The sequence below is a fragment of the Paraburkholderia terricola genome, from assembly GCF_900142195.1.
GTDB classification, from domain to species: domain Bacteria; phylum Pseudomonadota; class Gammaproteobacteria; order Burkholderiales; family Burkholderiaceae; genus Paraburkholderia; species Paraburkholderia terricola.
In genome coordinates this window covers 102,208-121,320 of sequence record NZ_FRAB01000010.1, presented here as the reverse complement: position 1 = coordinate 121,320, position 19,113 = coordinate 102,208, and the positions used below count along the sequence as shown (strand labels likewise).

General features: G+C 63.9%; 18 protein-coding genes. 10 read left to right on the top strand and 8 right to left on the bottom strand.

What is annotated here, in order from left to right:
• Positions 1-363: 363 nt before the first annotated feature.
• A complete protein-coding gene (locus tag BUE39_RS11340; protein ID WP_073428749.1) occupies positions 364-1,419 on the bottom strand; it encodes a LacI family DNA-binding transcriptional regulator in 1,056 nt (351 codons plus the stop codon).
• Between the two features lie 195 nt (positions 1,420-1,614).
• Here BUE39_RS11340 and BUE39_RS11335 point away from each other — a divergent pair, with 195 nt between their 5' ends.
• The 5 genes from BUE39_RS11335 to BUE39_RS11315 all read left to right on the top strand — a co-directional run bounded on the left by BUE39_RS11335 (position 1,615) and on the right by BUE39_RS11315 (position 7,931).
• Positions 1,615-2,640 carry a TRAP transporter substrate-binding protein gene (locus tag BUE39_RS11335; protein ID WP_073428748.1) on the top strand — a complete coding sequence of 342 codons (1,026 nt, stop codon included), beginning with the start codon at positions 1,615-1,617 and terminating at the stop codon, positions 2,638-2,640.
• Between the two features lie 79 nt (positions 2,641-2,719).
• On the top strand, positions 2,720-4,606 hold the full coding sequence (locus BUE39_RS11330) for a TRAP transporter large permease (protein WP_073428747.1): 1,887 nt from the start codon (positions 2,720-2,722) through the stop codon (positions 4,604-4,606).
• Positions 4,607-4,699: 93 nt separating this feature from the next.
• A complete protein-coding gene (locus BUE39_RS11325; protein WP_073428746.1) occupies positions 4,700-5,239 on the top strand; it encodes a VOC family protein in 540 nt (179 codons plus the stop codon).
• A complete protein-coding gene (locus tag BUE39_RS11320) occupies positions 5,236-6,534 on the top strand; it encodes a ribulose-bisphosphate carboxylase large subunit family protein (protein WP_073428745.1) in 1,299 nt (432 codons plus the stop codon). The genes BUE39_RS11325 and BUE39_RS11320 overlap by 4 nt, the downstream gene beginning before the upstream one ends.
• A complete protein-coding gene (locus BUE39_RS11315) occupies positions 6,531-7,931 on the top strand; it encodes a four-carbon acid sugar kinase family protein (protein ID WP_235004856.1) in 1,401 nt (466 codons plus the stop codon). Before BUE39_RS11320 ends, BUE39_RS11315 begins: the two co-directional genes overlap by 4 nt.
• On the opposite strand, the gene BUE39_RS11310 is transcribed toward BUE39_RS11315, so the two are convergent.
• The 6 genes from BUE39_RS11310 to BUE39_RS11285 all read right to left on the bottom strand — a co-directional run bounded on the left by BUE39_RS11310 (position 7,928) and on the right by BUE39_RS11285 (position 10,908).
• Positions 7,928-8,728 (bottom strand): glucose 1-dehydrogenase, encoded by an 801-nt coding sequence (locus tag BUE39_RS11310; protein ID WP_073428821.1) that lies wholly within the window; start codon positions 8,726-8,728, stop codon positions 7,928-7,930. The two genes, BUE39_RS11315 and BUE39_RS11310, sit on opposite strands and share 4 nt — an antisense overlap.
• A 135-nt stretch (positions 8,729-8,863) precedes the next feature.
• The gene (locus tag BUE39_RS11305; protein ID WP_073428744.1) at positions 8,864-9,019 is read right to left on the bottom strand and encodes a DUF3309 family protein; all 156 of its coding nucleotides are present in this window, start codon (positions 9,017-9,019) and stop codon (positions 8,864-8,866) included.
• 243 nt (positions 9,020-9,262) lie between these two features.
• On the bottom strand, positions 9,263-9,466 hold the full coding sequence (locus BUE39_RS11300) for a hypothetical protein (RefSeq protein ID WP_073428743.1): 204 nt from the start codon (positions 9,464-9,466) through the stop codon (positions 9,263-9,265).
• Positions 9,467-9,863: 397 nt separating this feature from the next.
• A complete protein-coding gene (locus BUE39_RS11295) occupies positions 9,864-10,085 on the bottom strand; it encodes a hypothetical protein (protein ID WP_073428742.1) in 222 nt (73 codons plus the stop codon).
• 183 nt (positions 10,086-10,268) lie between these two features.
• Positions 10,269-10,547, bottom strand: coding sequence for a hypothetical protein (locus tag BUE39_RS11290; protein WP_073428741.1), 279 nt, complete (start codon positions 10,545-10,547; stop codon positions 10,269-10,271).
• An 88-nt stretch (positions 10,548-10,635) separates the two neighbouring features.
• Positions 10,636-10,908: a hypothetical protein gene (locus tag BUE39_RS11285; protein ID WP_073428740.1), complete on the bottom strand. Its 273-nt coding sequence runs from the start codon at positions 10,906-10,908 to the stop codon at positions 10,636-10,638.
• Positions 10,909-11,323: 415 nt separating this feature from the next.
• Here BUE39_RS11285 and BUE39_RS11280 point away from each other — a divergent pair, with 415 nt between their 5' ends.
• Complete coding sequence (locus tag BUE39_RS11280; protein WP_073428739.1) at positions 11,324-13,504, top strand: serine/threonine protein kinase; 2,181 nt, start codon at positions 11,324-11,326, stop codon at positions 13,502-13,504.
• A 66-nt stretch (positions 13,505-13,570) separates the two neighbouring features.
• Here the strand turns inward: BUE39_RS11280 and BUE39_RS11275 are convergent, their stop codons facing one another.
• Complete coding sequence (locus tag BUE39_RS11275; RefSeq protein ID WP_073428820.1) at positions 13,571-15,523, bottom strand: SUMF1/EgtB/PvdO family nonheme iron enzyme; 1,953 nt, start codon at positions 15,521-15,523, stop codon at positions 13,571-13,573.
• Between the two features lie 394 nt (positions 15,524-15,917).
• On the opposite strand from BUE39_RS11275, the gene BUE39_RS11270 reads away from it, so the two are divergent.
• The 4 genes from BUE39_RS11270 (at position 15,918) to BUE39_RS11255 (ending at position 19,093) form a co-directional block, all read left to right on the top strand.
• Positions 15,918-16,316, top strand: coding sequence for a DUF4399 domain-containing protein (locus BUE39_RS11270; RefSeq protein ID WP_073428738.1), 399 nt, complete (start codon positions 15,918-15,920; stop codon positions 16,314-16,316).
• Positions 16,317-16,369: 53 nt separating this feature from the next.
• Positions 16,370-16,804, top strand: a complete 435-nt coding sequence (locus BUE39_RS11265; protein WP_073428737.1) for a DUF4399 domain-containing protein — start codon at positions 16,370-16,372, stop codon at positions 16,802-16,804.
• A gap of 283 nt (positions 16,805-17,087) precedes the next feature.
• Complete coding sequence (locus BUE39_RS11260; protein ID WP_073428736.1) at positions 17,088-17,363, top strand: hypothetical protein; 276 nt, start codon at positions 17,088-17,090, stop codon at positions 17,361-17,363.
• Positions 17,364-17,656: 293 nt separating this feature from the next.
• Positions 17,657-19,093: an efflux transporter outer membrane subunit gene (locus BUE39_RS11255; protein ID WP_176035765.1), complete on the top strand. Its 1,437-nt coding sequence runs from the start codon at positions 17,657-17,659 to the stop codon at positions 19,091-19,093.
• Positions 19,094-19,113: the final 20 nt, after the last annotated feature.

Genomic DNA, 19,113 nt, shown 5'->3' with positions numbered 1-19,113 from the left:
CGGCATCGACCCTCGCCTGAAGACGGCGCTCGCCGGGCATGGACGCATATTCCTCGCCGCTGTATGCGGAAGAAAACAGGAGAAGAAACGCCCGCATGCGGACGCCGAGAAATGCGCGGCGACGTAAAGACGTGCCGCCGCGCCAGGACCCTCTTCGGACCCACTGCGTGGGTCGAGCGTTAATGGAAAATGAGGTACAGGATGACCAGTACGATCAACGGAACGCCGAGAAGCCAGCCAAGTAGATAAGGCATGATGGTTCTCCTTGTGGAAGTTTGAAGACGCTCGTAATTCAGCATCTGTCGTGCCCGACATAGGCGCGCCCACAAACCCTTCTCGTACAAGAAGAGAAAGCCTCGCACCTCAAGGCAGATTCTCCCGTAGAACGATACTGAATTGCACCGGCTTCACATCGCTCATTGCATCGCGTTTGTCCCGCACGTTGCGGAAAATCCGCAGACAATTTCCCACCATCGCTTGCGGCGTTTGCGTGATCAACGCGTCCATCGTTCCGTCGATCAATAGCGCTCGCGTATCGGGCGTCAAGCCGTGACCGACGAACAGAATCTTCTGCTCGGAACGCGCTTCGACAATCGCGCGCGCGACGCCATCCGATCCACCGCCGCTGTTGTAAATGCCGGCGAGATCGGGATGCTGCTCCAATAGCTTGCGCGTCTGCATGTAGTTGCGCTCGCTATCGTCGTGTCCTTCGCGCAGTCCGATCACGCGCACTTGCGGAAAGGTCGATTCGATCAGATGCAGAAAGCCGATCTCGCGTTCTTCATGCCCGCGATAGTTGAGGCTGCCCGCAAGCATCGCAATCTTGCCGCTCGGCCGCGGCCCCATGAAACGCCCCAGCAGCAACGCCGCCGTGCGTCCGGCGGAACGATTGTCGATGCCCACATAAGCGAGCCGCCGCGCATTCGATAGATCCGAAATCAACGTGATCGCCGGCACGCCCTGGTCCGCGAGCGCATTCACCGCGTCGCGCACCACGGGATGCTCGAGCGCCATGAACACCACGCCGTCCGCGCGTTGTCCGTAATGCAGCAGACGGTCGGCCAGTTCCCTGGGGTTGAAACTCTCGACGTAATGCACCCGGCACTTCATGTCCAACGCGTTCCACTGAGCGTGAGCGAAGTCGATATAGTCGCCGAGCATGCGCAAGTAGCGATTGGTGCCGGCAGGCAGCAGAAACGCTATACGCATCGGTTTGGAAGCGGACGCGGCAGGCGCGCCAGGCGTGAGCAGATAGCCGAGTTGCGCGGCCGCGTGCATCACGCGTTGCGCGGTGACGGCGCGCACGCCTTCGCGGCCATTGAGCACACGATCCACGGTGGCGGTCGACACACCGGCGGCGCGCGCAATGTCGGGAATGCGCGCGCGCGCGGCGGCGGTGAGGTGAAGCGGTTCGGACATGGCAGTCCTTCGCAGGGGAAGTCCATCAAAAAACATCAGGTTCGCGGTTTGACAGCGGTTGCCGCGCACGCCTAGTCTTGCAGCTATCACGCGACGACTCAACACCAGCGACAGGAAATCAAGGCGTTGTTCAGAGCGATGAGGGTTTTTGATGGATTCGACAGTCACATCAATTATAAGCAAGGAGACACTCAAATGACCAATCTCGCGAGACGCACGCTGCTGCGTGCCGCGGCCGCCGTACCGGTGGCGGGCGCGCTGGGCTTTCCGTCGATCGTGCGCGCTGCGTCCGGCCCGGAGTTCGTGTTCAAGTACGGCAACAACTTGCCCCTCACGCATCCATTGAACGTGCGCGCGCAGGAAGCGGCGAATCAGATCAAGGAGGCGTCCAAAGGGCGCATGGAGATCCGCATATTCCCCAACAACCAGTTGGGCGGCGATACCGACATGCTCGCGCAGGTGCGCAGCGGCGGCATCGAGATGTTCACGCCGTCGGCGCTCGTGGTGTCGACGCTCGCGCCATCCGTTGCGATCAACGCGGTCGGCTTCGCGTTCAGCGACTACAACCAGGTATGGAGCGCGATGGACGGCAAGCTCGGCGCCTATGTGCGCGCGGCGATGCAAAAAGCCGGTCTCGAATCGTTCGAGAAGATGTGGGACAACGGCTTCCGTCAGACCACCACCAGCAACGGCCCGATCACGAGCGCGCAGAACATGCGCGGCCTGAAGATTCGCGTGCCGGTGAGCCCGCTCAGCATCGACATGTTCAAGGGTCTCGGCGCCGCGCCGACCAGCTTGCAATTCAGCGAAGTGTATTCGTCGCTGCAAACGCATATCGTCGATGCGCAGGAGAACCCGCTGCCGATCGTGCAAGTCGCGAAGCTCTATGAAGTGCAGAAGTACTGCTCGCTGACCAATCATATGTGGGACGGCTACTGGTTCGTATTGAACCCGCGCGCCTGGCAACGCTTGCCGAAAGACCTGCAAGGCATTGCGAGCGACGCCTTCAATCAAGGCGCGTTGAAACAGCGCGAGGATGTGCGCAAGCTCAACGACGCGGCTATCGCCGATCTGCAAGGCAAGGGCCTTGCGATCAACCGTACCGCGCCGGATACGTTCCGCGCGGCGCTGCGTCAAGCGGGCTTTTACGCGCAATGGAAGGGCAAGTTCGGCAATGAGGCGTGGGACCTGCTCGAACAATCGGTCGGCAAGCTCGCTTGAGTTCGGCTTACGCCAGCGAGCACGAGCGGTGAGTGCGCAAGAGACGAAGCGCGGCGGCCCGTCGCGAGGAGACTTCAGGATGTCGAATCACGCATTGAATCCAGCGGATGCAGCGGTTGCGCTGCCCGCGGCGAGCACGCCGCGCCGCTGGCTGAGCAGCTTCGATCGCGGTTTGATCGCGCTGGTGGAGGCCTGCGCGGCGGCGCTGCTCGCGGTGGAAATGATCGTCATGCTGGCGGGCGTGGTGAGCCGTTACGCGCTGCATCAGCCGCTGGTGTGGTCGGATGAACTGGCGGGGATTCTGTTCCTGTGGCTCGCCATGCTCGGCGCGGTGCTGGCGTTGCGGCGCGGCGAACATATGCGAATGACGGCGCTGGTCAGCCGCTTGTCGCCGCGGCGGCGCGCATTCGTCGATACGCTGGCGATCGCGGCGTCGATTGCGTTGCTCGCGCTGTTGATCGTGCCCGCGTACAACTATGCGTCCGGTGAGGCGGCGATCGTCACGCCCGCCTTGCAGATCAGCAACGCGTGGCGCGCGCTCGCGTTGCCGGTCGGCGCCGCGCTCATGCTGCTGGTCGGCATGATTCGTCTCGCGCAGGTGAGCCGCGCGCGCGACGTCGTGATCGTGCTTGCGATTGCCGCGCTATTGGGTCTCGTCGCCGTATTCGCCGGGCCGTGGTTCCAGAGCCTTGGCAAGATCAATCTCGTGATCTTCTTCGTCGGCGTGGTGGCGATCGGCATTTTTTCGGGCGTGCCGATCGGGTTTTCTTTCGCGCTGGCCACGTTCGGCTATCTCGGCCTCTCGACTTTCACGCCGCTCGAAGTAGTGGTCGGCCGCATGGACGAGGGCATGTCGCATCTGGTGCTGCTGGCCGTGCCGCTCTTCGTATTCCTCGGTTTGCTGATCGAAATGACCGGCATGGCGCGCGCGATGATCGAATTTCTCGCGAGCCTCGTCGGTCACGTGCATGGCGGTTTGTCGTTCGTGCTGATCGGCGCGATGTATCTGGTGTCGGGCATCTCCGGTTCGAAAGTGGCGGACATGGCGGCGATTGCGCCGGTGCTGTTCCCGGAGATGAAAAAACGCGGCGCGTCGGAAGGCGATCTCGTCGCGCTGCTCGCCACCACCGGCGCGCAAAGCGAAACGATTCCGCCGAGCATCGTGCTGATCACGATCGGCTCGGTCACGGGCGTGTCGATCGCCGCGCTCTTCACCGCGGGCATGCTGCCGGGCGCCGTGCTCGCGCTGATTCTGTGCGTGGTGGTGTGGTGGCGCTATCGCAACGAAGACCTGAGCGGCGCGCAGCGTTTCAGCAAGCAGCAGATCGCGCGGCTGTTCGTCGTGTCGCTGCCGGCGCTGGCGCTGCCGTTCGTGATTCGCATGGCGGTGGTCGAAGGCGTGGCGACGGCGACCGAGGTGTCGACCATCGGCATCGCCTATTCGATGCTGATCGGTCTGCTGGTCTATCGCCGTTTCGAATGGCGGCGGCTCGGCCGCATGCTGGTGGATGCGGCGACTTTGTCGGGCGCGATTCTGTTCATCATCGGCTGCGCGACCTCGATGGCGTGGGCGCTCACCCAATCCGGTTTCTCGCAGGACCTCGCGCAATGGATCGCTGCGATGCCCGGCGGCGCGTACGGTTTCCTCGCCGTGTCGATCGTCGTGTTCGTGATGCTCGGCAGCGTGCTCGAAGGGATTCCCGCGATCGTGCTGTTCGGTCCGCTGCTGTTTCCGATCGCGCGGCTCGCGGGCGTGCATGAAGTGCACTACGCGATCGTCGTGATTCTGTCGATGGGCGTGGGGCTTTTCTCGCCGCCGTTCGGCGTCGGCTACTACTCGGCGTGCGCGATCAGCAAGGTCAATCCCGATGCGGGCATTCGCCCGATCGTCGGCTACATGGGCGCGCTGATCGTCGGCCTGATTCTGGTCGCGGCGATTCCCTGGATCTCGATCGGGTTTCTCTAGGCTTTCTTCACAGGTTCGACACTCGGGCGCTGCATTGCCGCCGCGCCGGGGCGTCGCTCGTCCTTTAAAAACTGGCAGCATCGGGAGAGTTTCATGAGTCGTTTCTTTGGCGAGATTCGTCAGGCCGGGTACGTGGTGCGCGATATCGAGGCCGCGATGGAGTACTGGAGCCGCGTGCTCGGCGTGGGCCCGTGGTTCTACAACGAACGCGTGCCGATCGAGAACTACATGTATCGCGGGCAATCGTACGAGGTGCACAACTCCGTGGCGTTGGCGAACTCGGGGCCATTGCAGGTCGAACTGATCCAGACGCGCAACGACGCACCCTCGATGTACCGCGATTTTCTCGCCGCCGGCAACACCGGCTTGCAGCACAACGCATACTGGACGACCTCGTTCGACGCGGACCTCGCGCGCTTGCAGGAGCAGGGCTTCGAGGTCGCGATGAGCGGCGAGGTGGGCCGCAACGGGCGCTTTGTCTACTTCGACACCGAGGATCATCCGGGCACGGTCATCGAACTCTCGGAGATCGCCGGGCCGAAAGGCAGGCTGTTCGACATGATCTACACGGCGTCGCGCGATTGGGACGGCCGTGAGCCGGTGCGCCGCTTTCCTGATCTGAACGCGCTATGAACGCCACGCTGCAACGGAACACCGTTCACGACGACACGCTCGAAGCCGACTATCTGATCGAGACGCCGCTCGATCCCGCCCGCGTTGCCGACGTGATGGCGGGCGAGCAGTCGAGCGGCACATTCGTGCGCGTCGCCAACGAATCGGATGCGCTGCGCGCACGCAGCCGCGCGAGCGTGCTGCGCATCGAGGAACTCGAACCCGCGTCGCAACCCAGCTTGCCGAGCGCATGGCTCGCGCGCCAGGGCACGCCGGGACCGTGGCGTCGCGCGCGCGTGACGCTGTCGTTTCCGCTCGCCAACATCGGCGCGAATCTGCCGACGCTTGCCGCCACCGTCGCCGGCAATCTGTACGATCTGGGCGAGGTCACCGGCATGCGGCTGCTCTCGCTGCGCTTGCCTGTCGCGTATCGCGCGCGTTTCGAACTGCCGCGTCATGGCGTGGCGGGCACGCGCGTGCTGACCGAAGTGACGGGCGGGCCGATGATCGGCACCATCATCAAGCCGAACGTGGGCTTGAGCGCGGCGCAAACGGCGGCGCTGGTGCGCGAGTTGTGCGAAGCGGGCGTCGATTTCATCAAGGACGATGAAGTCTGCGCGAACCCCGCGCATGCGCCGCTCGCCGAGCGCGTGCGAGCGGTGATGGCGGAAGTGCGCCGCTACCGCGAGCGCAGCGGCCGCCGCGTGATGGTCGCGTTCAATATCACCGACGAACTCGACGCGATGCGCCGTCATGCGGAACTGGTCGAGTGTGAGGGCGGCACCTGCGTGATGGCGAGCATCAACTGGTGCGGTTTTTCCGCAATCCAGGCGCTGCGCCGCGCCACGCCGCTCGTGCTGCACGCGCACCGCAACGGCTACGGGATGATGTCGCGCGATCCGGCGCTCGGCATGTCGTTTCAGGCGTACCAGACGCTATGGCGTTTGACCGGCGTGGATCACATGCACGTGCACGGCCTCGCCGGCAAATTCGCGCAGAGCGACGCCGAAGTGATCGAGTCGGCGCGCGATTGCGCCAAGCCGCTCGCGTCGGGTTGCGACGACCCGGTGCTGCCGGCGTTTTCGTCGGGCCAGTGGGCCGGCACCGTGCAAGCCACATTCGACGCGGTGCGCTCCACCGACTTGCTGTTCATGTCGGGCGGCGGCATCCTCGCGCATCCCGATGGTCCGGCGGCAGGCGTGACGAGCGTGCGTCAGGCATGGGCGGCCGTGCAGGAACACACGCCGTTGCCGGTGTTCGCGGAGCATATGCCGGAACTGCGGCGCGCATTGGCATTTTTCGGCGGGCGAGCGTGAGCGAGGCACAGGTCATCAAAGAGATCAGCGACTCGCGCCGGTTGCATGGCAACGGTCCGCATTACGCCTTCTATGGCGACGACTTCACAGGCGCGACCGACACGCTCGCGCATCTCGCCCGCGCCGGTCTGCGCACCATGCTGTTCTTCGCGCCACCCGATGCCGCGCGTCTTTCGACGCTGGGGCGGCTCGACGCGCTCGGCGTTGCCGGCGCGGCGCGGACGATGTCGCCGGCTGAACAGCAAGCGGAGCTGTCGCGCGCCGGCGCCGCATTTGCCGCGCTCGGCGTGCGCGTGATGCACTACAAAGTGTGCTCGACATTCGATAGCGCGCCGGAGATCGGCAGCATCGGCGTGGCGATTCGCACGCTGCGCGAGCACTGCGCGAATCCGCTCGTGGCGGTGGTCGGCGGGCAGCCGAATTTGCGGCGCTATTGCGTGTTCGCCGAACTGTTCGCGGCGGCGGGCGCGGACGATCATCAACAGTCGATCTACCGGATCGACCGTCATCCGACGATGAGCCGTCATCCGGTGACGCCGATGCACGAAGCGGACTTGCGTGTGCATTTGCAACGGCAGGGCGTGGAAAACGTGCAATCGGTCGATTGGCGCTGCTACACGGCCGGCGATGCCGCGTTGCAAACCGAGGTGCGGCGTCGGCTCGAATCGAAACCCGACGCATTGCTGTTCGACGTGCTCGACGACTCGCATCTGCAAGCGATTGGCCGCGTGATCGCGCATCACGCGGCGGAATCGGCGCCCTTGCTCGCGGTAGGCGCGAGCAGCGTCGCGCAGGCTTATTCGCTGGCGCTGGATCCGCGCGCTGAACATCAACACGCCGAAGCGCGCGAGCACGTAACGCTGGCGCGCGCAGAAGGACCGGTGTTCGTGCTGGCAGGCAGCCTCTCGCCATTGACCGAAGTGCAGATTGCCGCCGCGCATTCGTATCTGCGCGTGGAACTGGACCCGCTGCAAATGACCGGCGATAGCGCGTCCGACTATCTGGCAACGCGCGCCGCGGCGATAACAGGACCATTGCGCGACGGACGCAACGTCCTCGCCTTCACGACGCGCCGTGCCGAACACACGGCAGGCGCGTTGCCGCGGCTCACGCACGCATGCGCCGCGCTGCTGCGACAGGTGCTCGGCAACGCGCACTTGCGACGCATCGGCATTGCGGGCGGCGATACGTCCAGTTTCGCCGTGCGCGTGCTCGGCGCCTGGGGCTTGTCCTATCTCGCGCCGCTCCCGGCAGGCGTCACCGTATGCCGCCTTCACGCCGACCGTGCTGAACTCGACGGCATGGAGATCATGCTGAAAGGCGGACAGATGGGCGACGCGGATCTTTTCGAGCAACTGCTCGCCGGTGACGACGGCGAGAAAGCACCTGGACGTTAGCCGTTGTCGGCGAACTCCGGATAAAGCGTCATGCCGCCGTCGACGAACAAGGTCGTGCCCACCACATAATCGCTTTCATCGGAAGCGAGCCAGACGGCGGCCTTGCCGATATCGTCCGGGTTTCCGACGCGACCGTAGGGAATCAACTGCAGCAGCCTGTCCTGCTCGGGCTTCGATTCCCAGGCGTCCTTGTTGATCCGCGTGCGAATCGCGCCCGGCGCGATGGAATTGACGCGAATGCGCTCGGGCGCCACTTCTTGCGCGAGGGATTTCATGAACATCAGCACGCCGCCTTTGGACGCGGCGTAATTGACGCGCCTCGCCCAGGGAATCACTTCGTGCACCGAGCTCATGCAGATGAGCTTGCCGAGCGCCTTTGACACGGGCCGTGGCCCGCGTCGCCGGAATTCCTTCACGGCTGATTGCGCCGTGAGAAATTGCCCGGTCAGATTGGTCGCCAATACCGTTTGCCAGTCTTCCAGCGTCATCTCGGCAAATGCGCTGTCTCTCTGCAAGCCCGAATTCGCAACCACGATATCGACGGTGCCGAATCGCGCGCGGCACGCATCGAACATGCTCTCGACCTGGTCGCGATCGGCCACATCGGCCCCAACCGCGAGCGCTGCGCCGCCCGCCTTTTCAATCTCGTTGGCGAGCTTTTCGGCTGATTCGGCATGCGTGTGATAGTTCAGGACCACCGCCGCGCCCGCGTTGGCAAGCGCTTGTGCAACGCCGTATCCAATGCCGGAACTGGCGCCGGTCACCAGCGCAACCTGATTCTCGAGTAGCTTTTCCATCGCGTTCTCCGGCTTCGCCATGTGAATCCAATCCGGCAATCGACACGGCAAAGCCGCCGGATATCGATGCGGCGACCTGCATCGACAGCAGCGGCCGGCCTGGTTCGAAGTATCGAACCGGGCGTTTCGATCGGGCTATATCACCCCGGCGACCAGCAGCACGATCACGACGATGAGTACGACGCCGATACCGCCGGTAGGCGCGTAGCCCCATGAACGGCTATGCGGCCAGGTCGGCAGCGCGCCGAGGAGGAGAAGAATCAGCACAATCAGAAGAATGGTTCCCAGCATGTTAAAGACCTCCGCTTGGTTGACGGACCTTCTTTCACGACAGCCACGCAAGGCGCGCCCTCGGGGCGCCTGGCGAAAGGCGGCATCGATGTCGTGAGTGAGCAAGGCGCGTGCCCAGGATGGATGTCGAAACGGAGCCGTTTGAAGCCGATACGCTGCGACATCCGTTCTTGACGGGCGGTCTGACGCCCCTGCGCGTTTGCTGGCGCAGGGGTGTTTCCAATTGCGGACATCTCGCGCGTCCTACAGGTAGGACCCTTTGATGCGGCCTTCGAAGATGGCGGTGTTGATTTCCCAATCGTCGACCTGGCCCAGGCCGCCCTTGTCGACGGTGACGACAACCGAACGGCCGCCGTGCAGCGCTTTCATCTGTTCGGCGGTGAGCGTGTCGTCGTGGGCGGGGTCCGCTGAACGCGGCAGGTCTTTGATGATGACAGTGGATTTCATGGCGTTACTCCAGAAAGTGGACGGGCGAGCACGATGCGGTGCTCAGCCTGACTTCTGCAAGGGCTATGCCATTTTGCGTGCGGCCGGCGCGGAAAAAACGGGCGGTTCGGCAACGCGCGTCCTGTCTAGGCGGCGCGGCATGGCCCAGCCAAACGCCGCATTCGATCGACCCGGAATTGAATCGGAGTGTGCGGCGCGGTCCCACAGCTCGCGCGCCGGTTGTTGGCTGGCGGCGCTCCATGCGGCGGTTGCGGATGGCGACCGGACGCGAGGGATGCGAGGGATGCGAGGGATGCGAGGGATGCGAGGAACGCGGGCGCACACGCGCCCGCCGCTCAAAACGCGAACGGCACGCGCATCGAGCGCGTGCCGTTGCGGACAACAGTGGAATCCAAATCTAGTAGCGGCGCAATGCCCTGCGCTGCATGGCCGCCGTGACGACCGTCTGGTGCGCGGCGGGAAAGCCGGGCGGATATTCGACGACGCGCGCCGAGGCCGGCACGAGTGGCACCGCGCCATTCAATCGCGCACCGATGCGCGCTCCGCCAACAATGGCGGCCATCGCCTGGCGGTCGAGTTCGACGCTGTCGGTGAGATCCTTGATCATGAGCTTGGCCATGAGGGCTCCGGAAAAAATGCCGAGCGGGCGGCCGGTGCAATTGTCCGGTCGCCGCTTCGATATGTCGTTAAGTGTGCGGTGGTCTCGTCGCACTATGAGTATAGGAAATCTGTTTGCAGCGCGCCGCTTCATTATGAACAGGCGGCAGTAGGGAAGCCCCCGGTCCTTCGCTACCGCACGCCGTCACACGGCGGCGAAGTTGCCGCCAAAGAGTTCCGGGCTGACGTTCAGGTGCAGCGGCACCACGCCCGCGCCGATCACGCCGATGTTGTTGAGCGCGGCGACGTTGACGGTCTGGAACTGGGTGAGGTTCTGGTTTATCGCGACGTTGACGTTGGCAATGGTGCCGAGGCCGGCCACGGACGGCAGACCGGGCGTGCCGGTGCCGCCGGCCACCGCCGACATGGCACGGCGGTCGAGATAACAGGTGCGAGACAGATCGCGAATCATGAGGGATGACATGGTGAATCTCCAAGGGTGCGCGGAAGACGGGCGTGGACGACGCGAGGCGAAGAGACCCGTGAGCACGGGCGCTTCGCCTCGTCGCGCTTTACACGTGGATGTTGTTGCTCGACGTGATGCTCGGGTCGATCGTCGAATGGATGCCGGCGGCGAACGCGACGTTGTTGCCGTTGGCGTTCTGGATGTCCATCGACGTGTTGATCAGTTGCGTCGCGTCGACCTTCTTGCTGTTGTTCGGAGCGAAGACCGGGCTGAAGTTGTAGTACGAGGTCGAGGGACCGAAACCGCCGCGCACGGCGCTCATGGCTTTGCTGTCGAGTTGTTCGGTGATGGACAGGTCTTTGATCATCAGTGCGTTCATGGTAAATCTCCTGGAAGAAAAAATGAGAGTCTTGCGATTGGGTTCGAGCAACTTGTCTGCTCGAGTGTCACTAATGCACGGCCTGTGCCAGTTTTATTCGGGCATCCAAAGAAAGTTTGCGCAGGCTTGCTGCATGGGGCGTTCGAGCCGCACTCACGCGTTCGAGCCGATCCATGGACGCGCTTCTGCCTCTCGCTACTGGTGGGACGCGCCCGACAGAGCGCCGCATGCTGTTGGATGCCGCGCGACACCGTCACGGCGCGCACGCAGCGGGGCAATCCTGGTTTGCGAAAGCGTGGGCCGGGGGCTAGTATCGAAGCGGCACATGTAACTGGTTACGACAGGTTTTCTATCAGCCCGAGCGGTTTCGGTCGCATGCGATCCGGCCCAACGGCAGCGGCGGCGCTTCGCACAAATGGCTAGCCTTGCGCGTGTGATTCACGACTTCCAGAGCGGCGAGCTGTCGCGTGACGAGCTCGTCGCTCAACTCGACAGCACGTTGACGACCGAAGGTCTCGGTCCCACGCAGCTGCTGGAGATGCTCGGCACGGCGCATCGCAAGACACCGCTCCCCGAGGATCTTTACGCGGAAGTGCGGCGGCGCATCGAGCAGTTGCGCGTCTCGAACGTGGCCGCGGGCGGCGAGGAAACCGGCATTCAGACCACGGTCGATATTCCGTCGGCACGCTCCGCAGGCGCGGGCCAAAAGCCGGGTGGCGCAAGTACGCCGGGTGCCGCGAATCCTCCCGGCCACGACCAGATCAAAGGCACCGGCGACACATTGAACAACCGCTTCGTGCTGGAGGAATGTCTCGGCGTCGGCGGCATGGGCACGGTGTATAAGGCGCTCGACTTGCGCAAGCTGGAGGCGTCCGATCGCAAGCCGTATCTCGCGGTCAAGGTGCTCAACGTGCAGTTCCGCGGCAATCCGAATTCGCTCGTCGCGCTGCAACGCGAGGCGCGCAAGGCGCAGGTGCTCGCGCATCGCAACATCATCACGGTGTACGACTTCGACCGCGACGGCCCGATCGTCTATCTGACGATGGAGTACCTGAACGGCAAGCCGCTCAGCCAGTTGCTGCGCACGCCGGGCTATCAGGGCATGCCGGTGCGCGCCGCGCTGCCGATCGTGCGCGGCATGTGCAGCGCGCTCGCCTACGCGCATGAACGCGGCTTCGTGCACTGCGATTTCAAACCCGCCAATGTATTCCTGACGACGAATGCCGAAGTGAAGGTGATCGACTTCGGCATTGCCCGCGTGTTCCAGCGGCCGGAGGAAGAGAGCGACGCCACCGTGTTCGATCCCGGCAGCCTCGGCGCGCTGACGCCCGCGTATGCGAGCCCGGAAATGATCGAGCATCGCGAGCCCGATCCGCGCGACGATATTTATGCGCTCGGCTGCATCACCTACGAGTTGTTGACGGGCCACCATCCGTTCGATCGTTTATCGGCGACGCAGGCCCGCAACGCCGACTTCAAGCCGCAACGGCCGCCGAACCTGGACGCGCGACAGTGGCGCGCGTTGCGTGCCGCGCTCTCGTTCGACCGCACCACGCGCATGCCGAGCGTGGTGCGCTTCATCGCGGAGTTCGACAACGAAGCGCGCGCGGAGAAGTCCGGCAAGCTGGCGAAGGTGGGGCTCGCGGGTTTCGCGGTGGTATGCGCGGCGGCGGTCGGCGTGTTCGCGCTGCGCTCGGCGCCGGATCGGCAGAAAGGCGTGCAGCCGGTCGATAGTGCTTCGCAGGCGTCGGCGGATCGGGCGGCTTCGTCGTCGTCGAGCGAGGCTGCAGGAGGTAAGGTGGAGCCCGCGCCAGCGGCGACGGCAGGTTCCACCGCGGGTTCCACTACGGAGCCCACCGCTGGGTCCGCCGCGGCACCGGCCTCGCCACCCGTTGCAACGCCACCCGCTCCCAAACCGGCGCTGACGCTCGCCGCCGTCACGCCGGTACTCGCGCAAGTGCCGTGTTCGGCGCTCGCCGCTTCCGCGCAGGACCACGCGTTGACCGTGCGTGGCTACATGTCGCAACGCCATGGCGCGGCGCGTCTGAAGGACACGCTCAGCGCCTTGCCAGGCGTCGATGCCGTCGCGCTCGAAGTCGAGCCGGTTGCCGACGACAAATGCGACACCGTCAAGGCGCTCGCACCGTACTGGATTCACAACTGGCAAGCCGGCCGCGTGGCGGCGCTGCATGTGCGGCCACCCGGCGGACAGTTGAGCGAAGGCGACTCGCTCGTCGTCGACGTCACCACGCCCGCCTACGATTCCTACGTGAACCTCGACTACTACCAGCTCGACGGCAACGTCGTGCACATGGTGCCGAGTCCGCGCGCGAAGGACAATCAGGCGCCGCCGCGCTATGCGGCGACGGTCGGCAGCGCGGGCGACTGGGTCATTTCGAAACCGTTCGGATCGGAGATGGTGGTGCTGCTCATCACGCCGGCGCCGCTATTCGACAAGCCGCGCCCGGAGAGCGAATCGCGCGCCGATTATCTGCGCGCGCTCGATGCGCGGCTCGCGCAGATCGGCGGCAAATATGGGCAGGAGCGTATCGTCGCCGACTTCGCGCCGATCACGACGAAGCCGCGTGCGCCTTGAGCGAGCGCGAACCCGACGCGCCCGGATTTCGCCGCGCGCCGATGATTCGAGCGCAAATCGCCCGCCTCACCTGAGGTCTTTCACGACCCGAAAGCCATCCTGCGATTGCCGCACGCCCGCGCTGTACTTGAAGCGCGTCGCGCTCAGCATGTAGCCGCCGCCTTCACGCCACGAACCGCCGCGAATCACGCGCATGTCGCAAGCGGGGTTCTCCCACGCGCGGCCATCGGCGGGCGCGCCCTGGTAGGAGTTGTGCCAGCAATCGGCTGTCCATTCCCAGACGCTGCCGTTCATGTCGTACAGGCCGAACGGATTCGGCGCGAACGAACCGGCGGCCTCGGGTCCTTCCTTATGCCACGGGTCGCCGCAGTCCTTGCAATTGGCGTTGCCCTTGCGCATCTGATCGCCCCACCAGTAGGCGGTCGACGTGCCGCCACGGACCGCGTATTCCCATTCCGCCTCGGTCGGCAAGCGGTACGGTTTGCCGGTGGTCTTGCTCAGCCACTTCACGTATTGCTGCGCGTCGTCCCAACTGATGTCGCGCGCCGGCGCGGCTTTGTTGGCGTTGCTCTCGGGTGTCAGCTTCGGACAGGCGTTGGCGGCGACGCACGCGTTCCATTGCTCCACCGTCACCTCGTATTTGCCGATGGCGAACGGCGCGCCGATGTTCACGTGATGCACGGGTTTTTCGGAAGGATCGTCGGTGCCGCTGCCCATCGGGAACGAGCCGGCCGGCAACGCGATCATGATCGGGCAGGTGGCGCAATCGCGGCTCTCGCCCGCGCTCGGTGGACGCGTTGCGGGCTTTTGCGCGGCCGATGCGGTGGGCGGAGCCGTAGCCGGCGCCGCGCTTGCGCCTGGCGTGGGCGTCGCGCGCGGGCGTTCTTGCGGTGGCGCGCTGGCCGGAGCGATTGGAGCGGTTGGGGCGGTTGGACGCGCGGCTTGCGGCGCGGGCGCGGTAGCCGGCGCATTCGACGCCGCCGCGCGCAACCGGTCAATGCGTGCATGCGCGAGCGTGGCGAAGCGGCCGTTCGGGTACGCCTTCAGATAGGCCTCGTAATCGGCGGGGTAGTTGCTGTCCTTGATCGAATTCCAGAACGTGATTTCGTATTGCTCGCTGCTGTCTTTCGGGAGAATGCCTCGGCTGCGCAGTGCCACGACGTGATCGGTTTCGTTGACGGCCACGAGCGATGCGGGATGGACATTCCCCGCGAGGCGAAATGGCTCGGTCAGCGACGAAGCCATCCACGGCTGTTGCTCACCGCCGGTCATGTCGCGGACCCGAGCGGCGACGCGCTCCAGCAGCGCGGAAAAATCCTGCGACGAAGCGCCGTCGAGCGCGCGCAGCAATGCATTGGTGTAGACGCCATGACGCATGCCATCCGCGGCAAAACCGCCGGGCGCGGTGGCATAGGCAACCAGTGTGTTAGCGGAAAGTGCCGGTCCGGCGAACGTGACGTCAGTTGAAAAGGGATTATTCAGGCAGGCATCGAGGATCGCGAGATTGAATCCGCCTGTATGCATCGCCTGAAGCACGCTATTCAGGTCGACACTTTCGTTGATGAGCGAAGCGGGCGAGCGTGCATCGAGTCCGGCGGGAATGAGCAGCGTCTGCCGGCCGACTTGCACGCCATGCCCGGCGAAATAGAACAGACCGGTGCCGCCCGCGCGCAAACGCCGATGGAATTCACCAATGGCCTGCTGCATTTGCCGAGGTGTCGCATTGGTGCGCAAGATCACATCGAAGCCGAGCGCGCGCAATGTATCGCGCATGGCTTCGGCATCGCGCGGTGCGTTATCGCGAAGCGGGTCCGCCCGATCGCCATACGCGCCGTTGCCGATCACGAGCGCGACGCGGGGAGAAGCCGCATTGTTCTCGTGTGGCGCGAACGCGGAGACCGCCATGCCGGGCGCCGCCGCGATATGTTCCGCCCGGACATTTGGCGCAGTCGCGCAAGCACTGCCCCAATGCGCCTGCATGACCCCGGCCACGCACACCAGCACGAATATTCGCCACATCTTCACATCCTGTTTGTTCCGGACAGAACCCAGGCATTCGAGCACCGCGCCGCTCGCGGCAACCGCCAGAGTGAACCGGAGAGAAGTATCGACGCCGCCACGACTATCCATCTGCAACCTGCTAACAACGATAGCACGCGCTTCGAACGCCACAACTGTCGCTTATCCTCAGTGCGTTATACGGTTAACGAGCATTGCGTATCTTTTTGGCAAGTTACGTCCTAAGCTGATTCACAAAGTAACGCGGCATGTCGTTTTAATCAGGCGGCCGTTCAACAACGCGCGCGCTCGCGACATCCAGCAGGACGCCCGGCAGCCTTGCGGCCGAGGCGGCCATGACCACTCTTCGGGAGAGTGCGCAATGAGAAGAACCCACACACTCGTCGTTCTCGCGATGCTAGGCGGCGCGGTGTTCTGCGGGCCCGTGCTCGCCGAGCAAACCGCCTCGCCGCAGACCGCCGAGGAGTACATCATCTGGCCGCCGGACGGCGCGGTGATTCACGGCGGCAAGCTATGGGTGCGCATGGGACTGCGCAACATGGGCGTGTGCCCGAAGGGCGTCGCGTTTCCGAACTCGGGGCATCACCATCTGCTGATCGACACCGATCTGCCGCCGCTCGATCAGGAAATTCCGTCGGACCGCAATCACCTGCACTTCGGCGCGGGCGAAACGGACGCGCGCATCGAGTTGCCGCCGGGCAAGCATACGTTGCAACTCGTTCTCGGCGATCACAACCACGTGCCGCACGCACCGCCCGTGCACTCGAAAAAGATCACCATCACCGTGCAATAAGACCAGCGCGAGCCGTTTATTCAAAACGGGTCCGTCAGGACGGAGAGACCAATATGTACAAGATCATCGCGGCCGCCGCGTTCATGACGCTGTCGGCCCTGGCGTCGCCGAATATCGCCACAGCCGGGCCGACGGCGGCGCCGGCCGGCGCGTATGCGTATATCGGCTATCCGAACGACGGCCAGGTGGTGCCGGCGAACAGGCCGTTCAAGGTATGGTTCGGCTTGCGCTATATGGGCGTCGCGCCGAAAGGCGTCAAATTTCCGAACACCGGCCACCATCATCTGTTGATCGACGCCGATCTGCCGCCGCCGGATCAGGAAATTCCCTCTGACCGCAATCACCTCCATTTCGGCGCGGGCGAAACGGAAACCACGATTCAACTGCCGCCGGGCAAGCACACGTTGCAACTGTTGATGGGCGACGCCGCGCATGTTCCGCACAATCCGCCGGTGTACTCGAAGAAAATCACGGTCATTGCGCGGTGAGCCGGCGCGAGACACGGCTTGCCGATGCCGCTGTCTCGCCGCAGCCAACAAGTTCTCGCGCGTTGTTGGCTGCAATCCACCACTCGCGGCTGATCGTTTCCCCCTCGTTGCATCGGCTCTCGCGGCGGATCGTACCGCAAGCCCTTTATCTAAAGCATTCCGGCAAATTTCTTAGGATCGGGAAGCAAGACTGGCACAGCCCATGCATTAGTGACACTCGAGCAGACAAGTTGCTCGAACCCAACCGAAGCACTGTGCAGTAACCCCTTCCAGGAGATTTACCATGAACGCACTGATGATCAAAGACCTGTCCATCACCGAACAACTCGACAGCAAGGCCATGAGCGCCGTGCGCGGCGGCTTCGGCCCCTCCTCGTCGTACTTCAACTTCACGCCGGTGTACGCGCCGAACAACAGCAAGACCGTCGACGCCACCCAACTGATCAACACGACGATGAACATCCAGAGCGCGAACGGCAACAACGCAGCGTTCGTCGCGGGCGTCTCGACCACGATCAACCCGCATGTGACGTCGAGCAACAACATCTTCGTGTCCTGAACGGCGCACGCCGCCGCGGAGGCTTCAAGGCCTCCGCGGATCGCGCACCGGGAATAGCTGAAAAAGTTCTCGCACCAATCGTTCTTTTCATACGACCTCGCGTCACCGCCGATCCCCGCGCTTCATCTTCCTGCATCGCTTCGATGGTGAAGCCGCGCGGGAGATGCTTTACTTGAAGCGTGCGCTCTCCTCGTGCAGCGAAGCCGGTGTCATCGGAGAAAATCGTGTCAGCGTTGCTTGATTCATCGGTTCGTCAGCGCTTCTTCGCGACATCGGCGCCATGCTGTCCGGCAATGCGGCCGGCGAATTCAAAGCGCGTGGTTCAGGCGTTTCGCGGGCTCTGCGCGGCAACGCTATGCGCGCTCTCGCTGTCTGCGTGCGTCGATGTCAGCATGCCCGATTACAAGCGGCCCGACACGCCGGAGAAGACCTCGTGGTCCGATCGGCAAGGCGCGCCCGTGTCGGCCACGGCGACCATCGAGCCGGATTGGTGGAAGGGCTTCCACGATCCGTATCTCGACACGCTGATCGGCAAAGCGATCGCGGGCAACTTCGATATCAAGGTGCTGGCCGCGCGTATCGAGGTCGCCAGCACGCAGATCGGCGAAGCGAGAGCCGGCGCGTTGCCGACCATGGACCTCGGCGCCGGCGCCAGTTTCCAGAAGACCACCGGACAAACCTTCGCCAAGCAGTACAACCTCGGGACCCAGGTGAACTGGGACATCGACATCTGGGGCAAGGTCGCCAAGGGCGTGCAGGCGCAAAAGGCCGAATTCCACGCAAGCGAGGCGGATTGGCGCGCCGGCTATCTGGAACTCGTGTCGAATGTGTCCAGCACCTATTTCCAGATCCTGCAATTCGACGATCAGATCGAGCAGCAGCAGAAAACACTCGTCACGAACCGACAGATTCTCGCCATTTACGACGGCCAGCGCCGCAGCGGCCTGGTGCCGCAAACTCAGGTGTTACGCCAGCAGGCGGAAATCAACCGCTTGACGAATCAGTTGCTCGAACTGCGCCGCTCGCGCGACCTCGCCAACAACGCGCTCTCCACGCTGCTCGGCGTGCCGGCGGGTGAATTCCAGCTACCCAAGGGCCATTTGCAGCAACGTGTGCAACTGCCTCCCGTACCCGGCGGCTTGCCCGCGCAACTGCTCGCACGCCGTCCCGACGTGGTGGCCGCGGAATTCAGAGTGCTGGAAGCCTACGACCTCGTCGGCCAGGCCAAGCTCGCGCAACTGCCGACCATCAGCCTCACCGGGCACGGCGGCACCGCCAGCTTCGCGTTGACCGACCTGCTGAAGTCGTTCACCTACGGCTTCATGCCCAGCATCAACATTCCGTTGCTCGATCCGGGCGTGAGGGCGCATGTGAAGGTCACGAAAGCGCAATCGACGGTTGCCGAACAGCAATATCGCGTGGCCGTGATGGGCGCATTCGAGGAAGTGGAAAACGCGCTGGTCAATCTGAATTCGCATAAGGCGCAGCGCGTGGAATTGCAGGAGGAAGTGTCGCGTCTGCAAATCGTCGCCGATCAGATTCAGTCGCAATTGCGCCTTGGCGTGGTATCGCAACTCGAAGTTTTCGAAACCGAGCGGACGTTGCTCGAAGCGCAACAGCAACTGCTTGCCAATCACCAACTGATTCTGTCCGACACGGTGCTGCTTTATAAGGCGCTGGGCGGCGGCTGGCCGAGCGTCGATGTACAGGCCGAAGTAAAGGAACACTGAGGGAACACCGAGGAAACACC

Coding starts and splice junctions, on each gene's coding strand:
- BUE39_RS11305 (WP_073428744.1), bottom strand. CDS start 9,019: ATGCTGGGAACCATTCTTCTGATTGTGCTGATTCTTCTCCTCCTCGGC.
- BUE39_RS11270 (WP_073428738.1), top strand. CDS start 15,918: ATGCTAGGCGGCGCGGTGTTCTGCGGGCCCGTGCTCGCCGAGCAAACC.
- BUE39_RS11285 (WP_073428740.1), bottom strand. CDS start 10,908: ATGAACGCACTGATGATCAAAGACCTGTCCATCACCGAACAACTCGAC.
- BUE39_RS11330 (WP_073428747.1), top strand. CDS start 2,720: ATGTCGAATCACGCATTGAATCCAGCGGATGCAGCGGTTGCGCTGCCC.
- BUE39_RS11295 (WP_073428742.1), bottom strand. CDS start 10,085: ATGGCCAAGCTCATGATCAAGGATCTCACCGACAGCGTCGAACTCGAC.
- BUE39_RS11320 (WP_073428745.1), top strand. CDS start 5,236: ATGAACGCCACGCTGCAACGGAACACCGTTCACGACGACACGCTCGAA.
- BUE39_RS11255 (WP_176035765.1), top strand. CDS start 17,657: ATGCGGCCGGCGAATTCAAAGCGCGTGGTTCAGGCGTTTCGCGGGCTC.
- BUE39_RS11340 (WP_073428749.1), bottom strand. CDS start 1,419: ATGTCCGAACCGCTTCACCTCACCGCCGCCGCGCGCGCGCGCATTCCC.
- BUE39_RS11325 (WP_073428746.1), top strand. CDS start 4,700: ATGAGTCGTTTCTTTGGCGAGATTCGTCAGGCCGGGTACGTGGTGCGC.
- BUE39_RS11300 (WP_073428743.1), bottom strand. CDS start 9,466: ATGAAATCCACTGTCATCATCAAAGACCTGCCGCGTTCAGCGGACCCC.
- BUE39_RS11260 (WP_073428736.1), top strand. CDS start 17,088: ATGAACGCACTGATGATCAAAGACCTGTCCATCACCGAACAACTCGAC.
- BUE39_RS11275 (WP_073428820.1), bottom strand. CDS start 15,523: ATGTGGCGAATATTCGTGCTGGTGTGCGTGGCCGGGGTCATGCAGGCG.
- BUE39_RS11310 (WP_073428821.1), bottom strand. CDS start 8,728: ATGGAAAAGCTACTCGAGAATCAGGTTGCGCTGGTGACCGGCGCCAGT.
- BUE39_RS11280 (WP_073428739.1), top strand. CDS start 11,324: ATGGCTAGCCTTGCGCGTGTGATTCACGACTTCCAGAGCGGCGAGCTG.
- BUE39_RS11290 (WP_073428741.1), bottom strand. CDS start 10,547: ATGTCATCCCTCATGATTCGCGATCTGTCTCGCACCTGTTATCTCGAC.
- BUE39_RS11335 (WP_073428748.1), top strand. CDS start 1,615: ATGACCAATCTCGCGAGACGCACGCTGCTGCGTGCCGCGGCCGCCGTA.
- BUE39_RS11265 (WP_073428737.1), top strand. CDS start 16,370: ATGTACAAGATCATCGCGGCCGCCGCGTTCATGACGCTGTCGGCCCTG.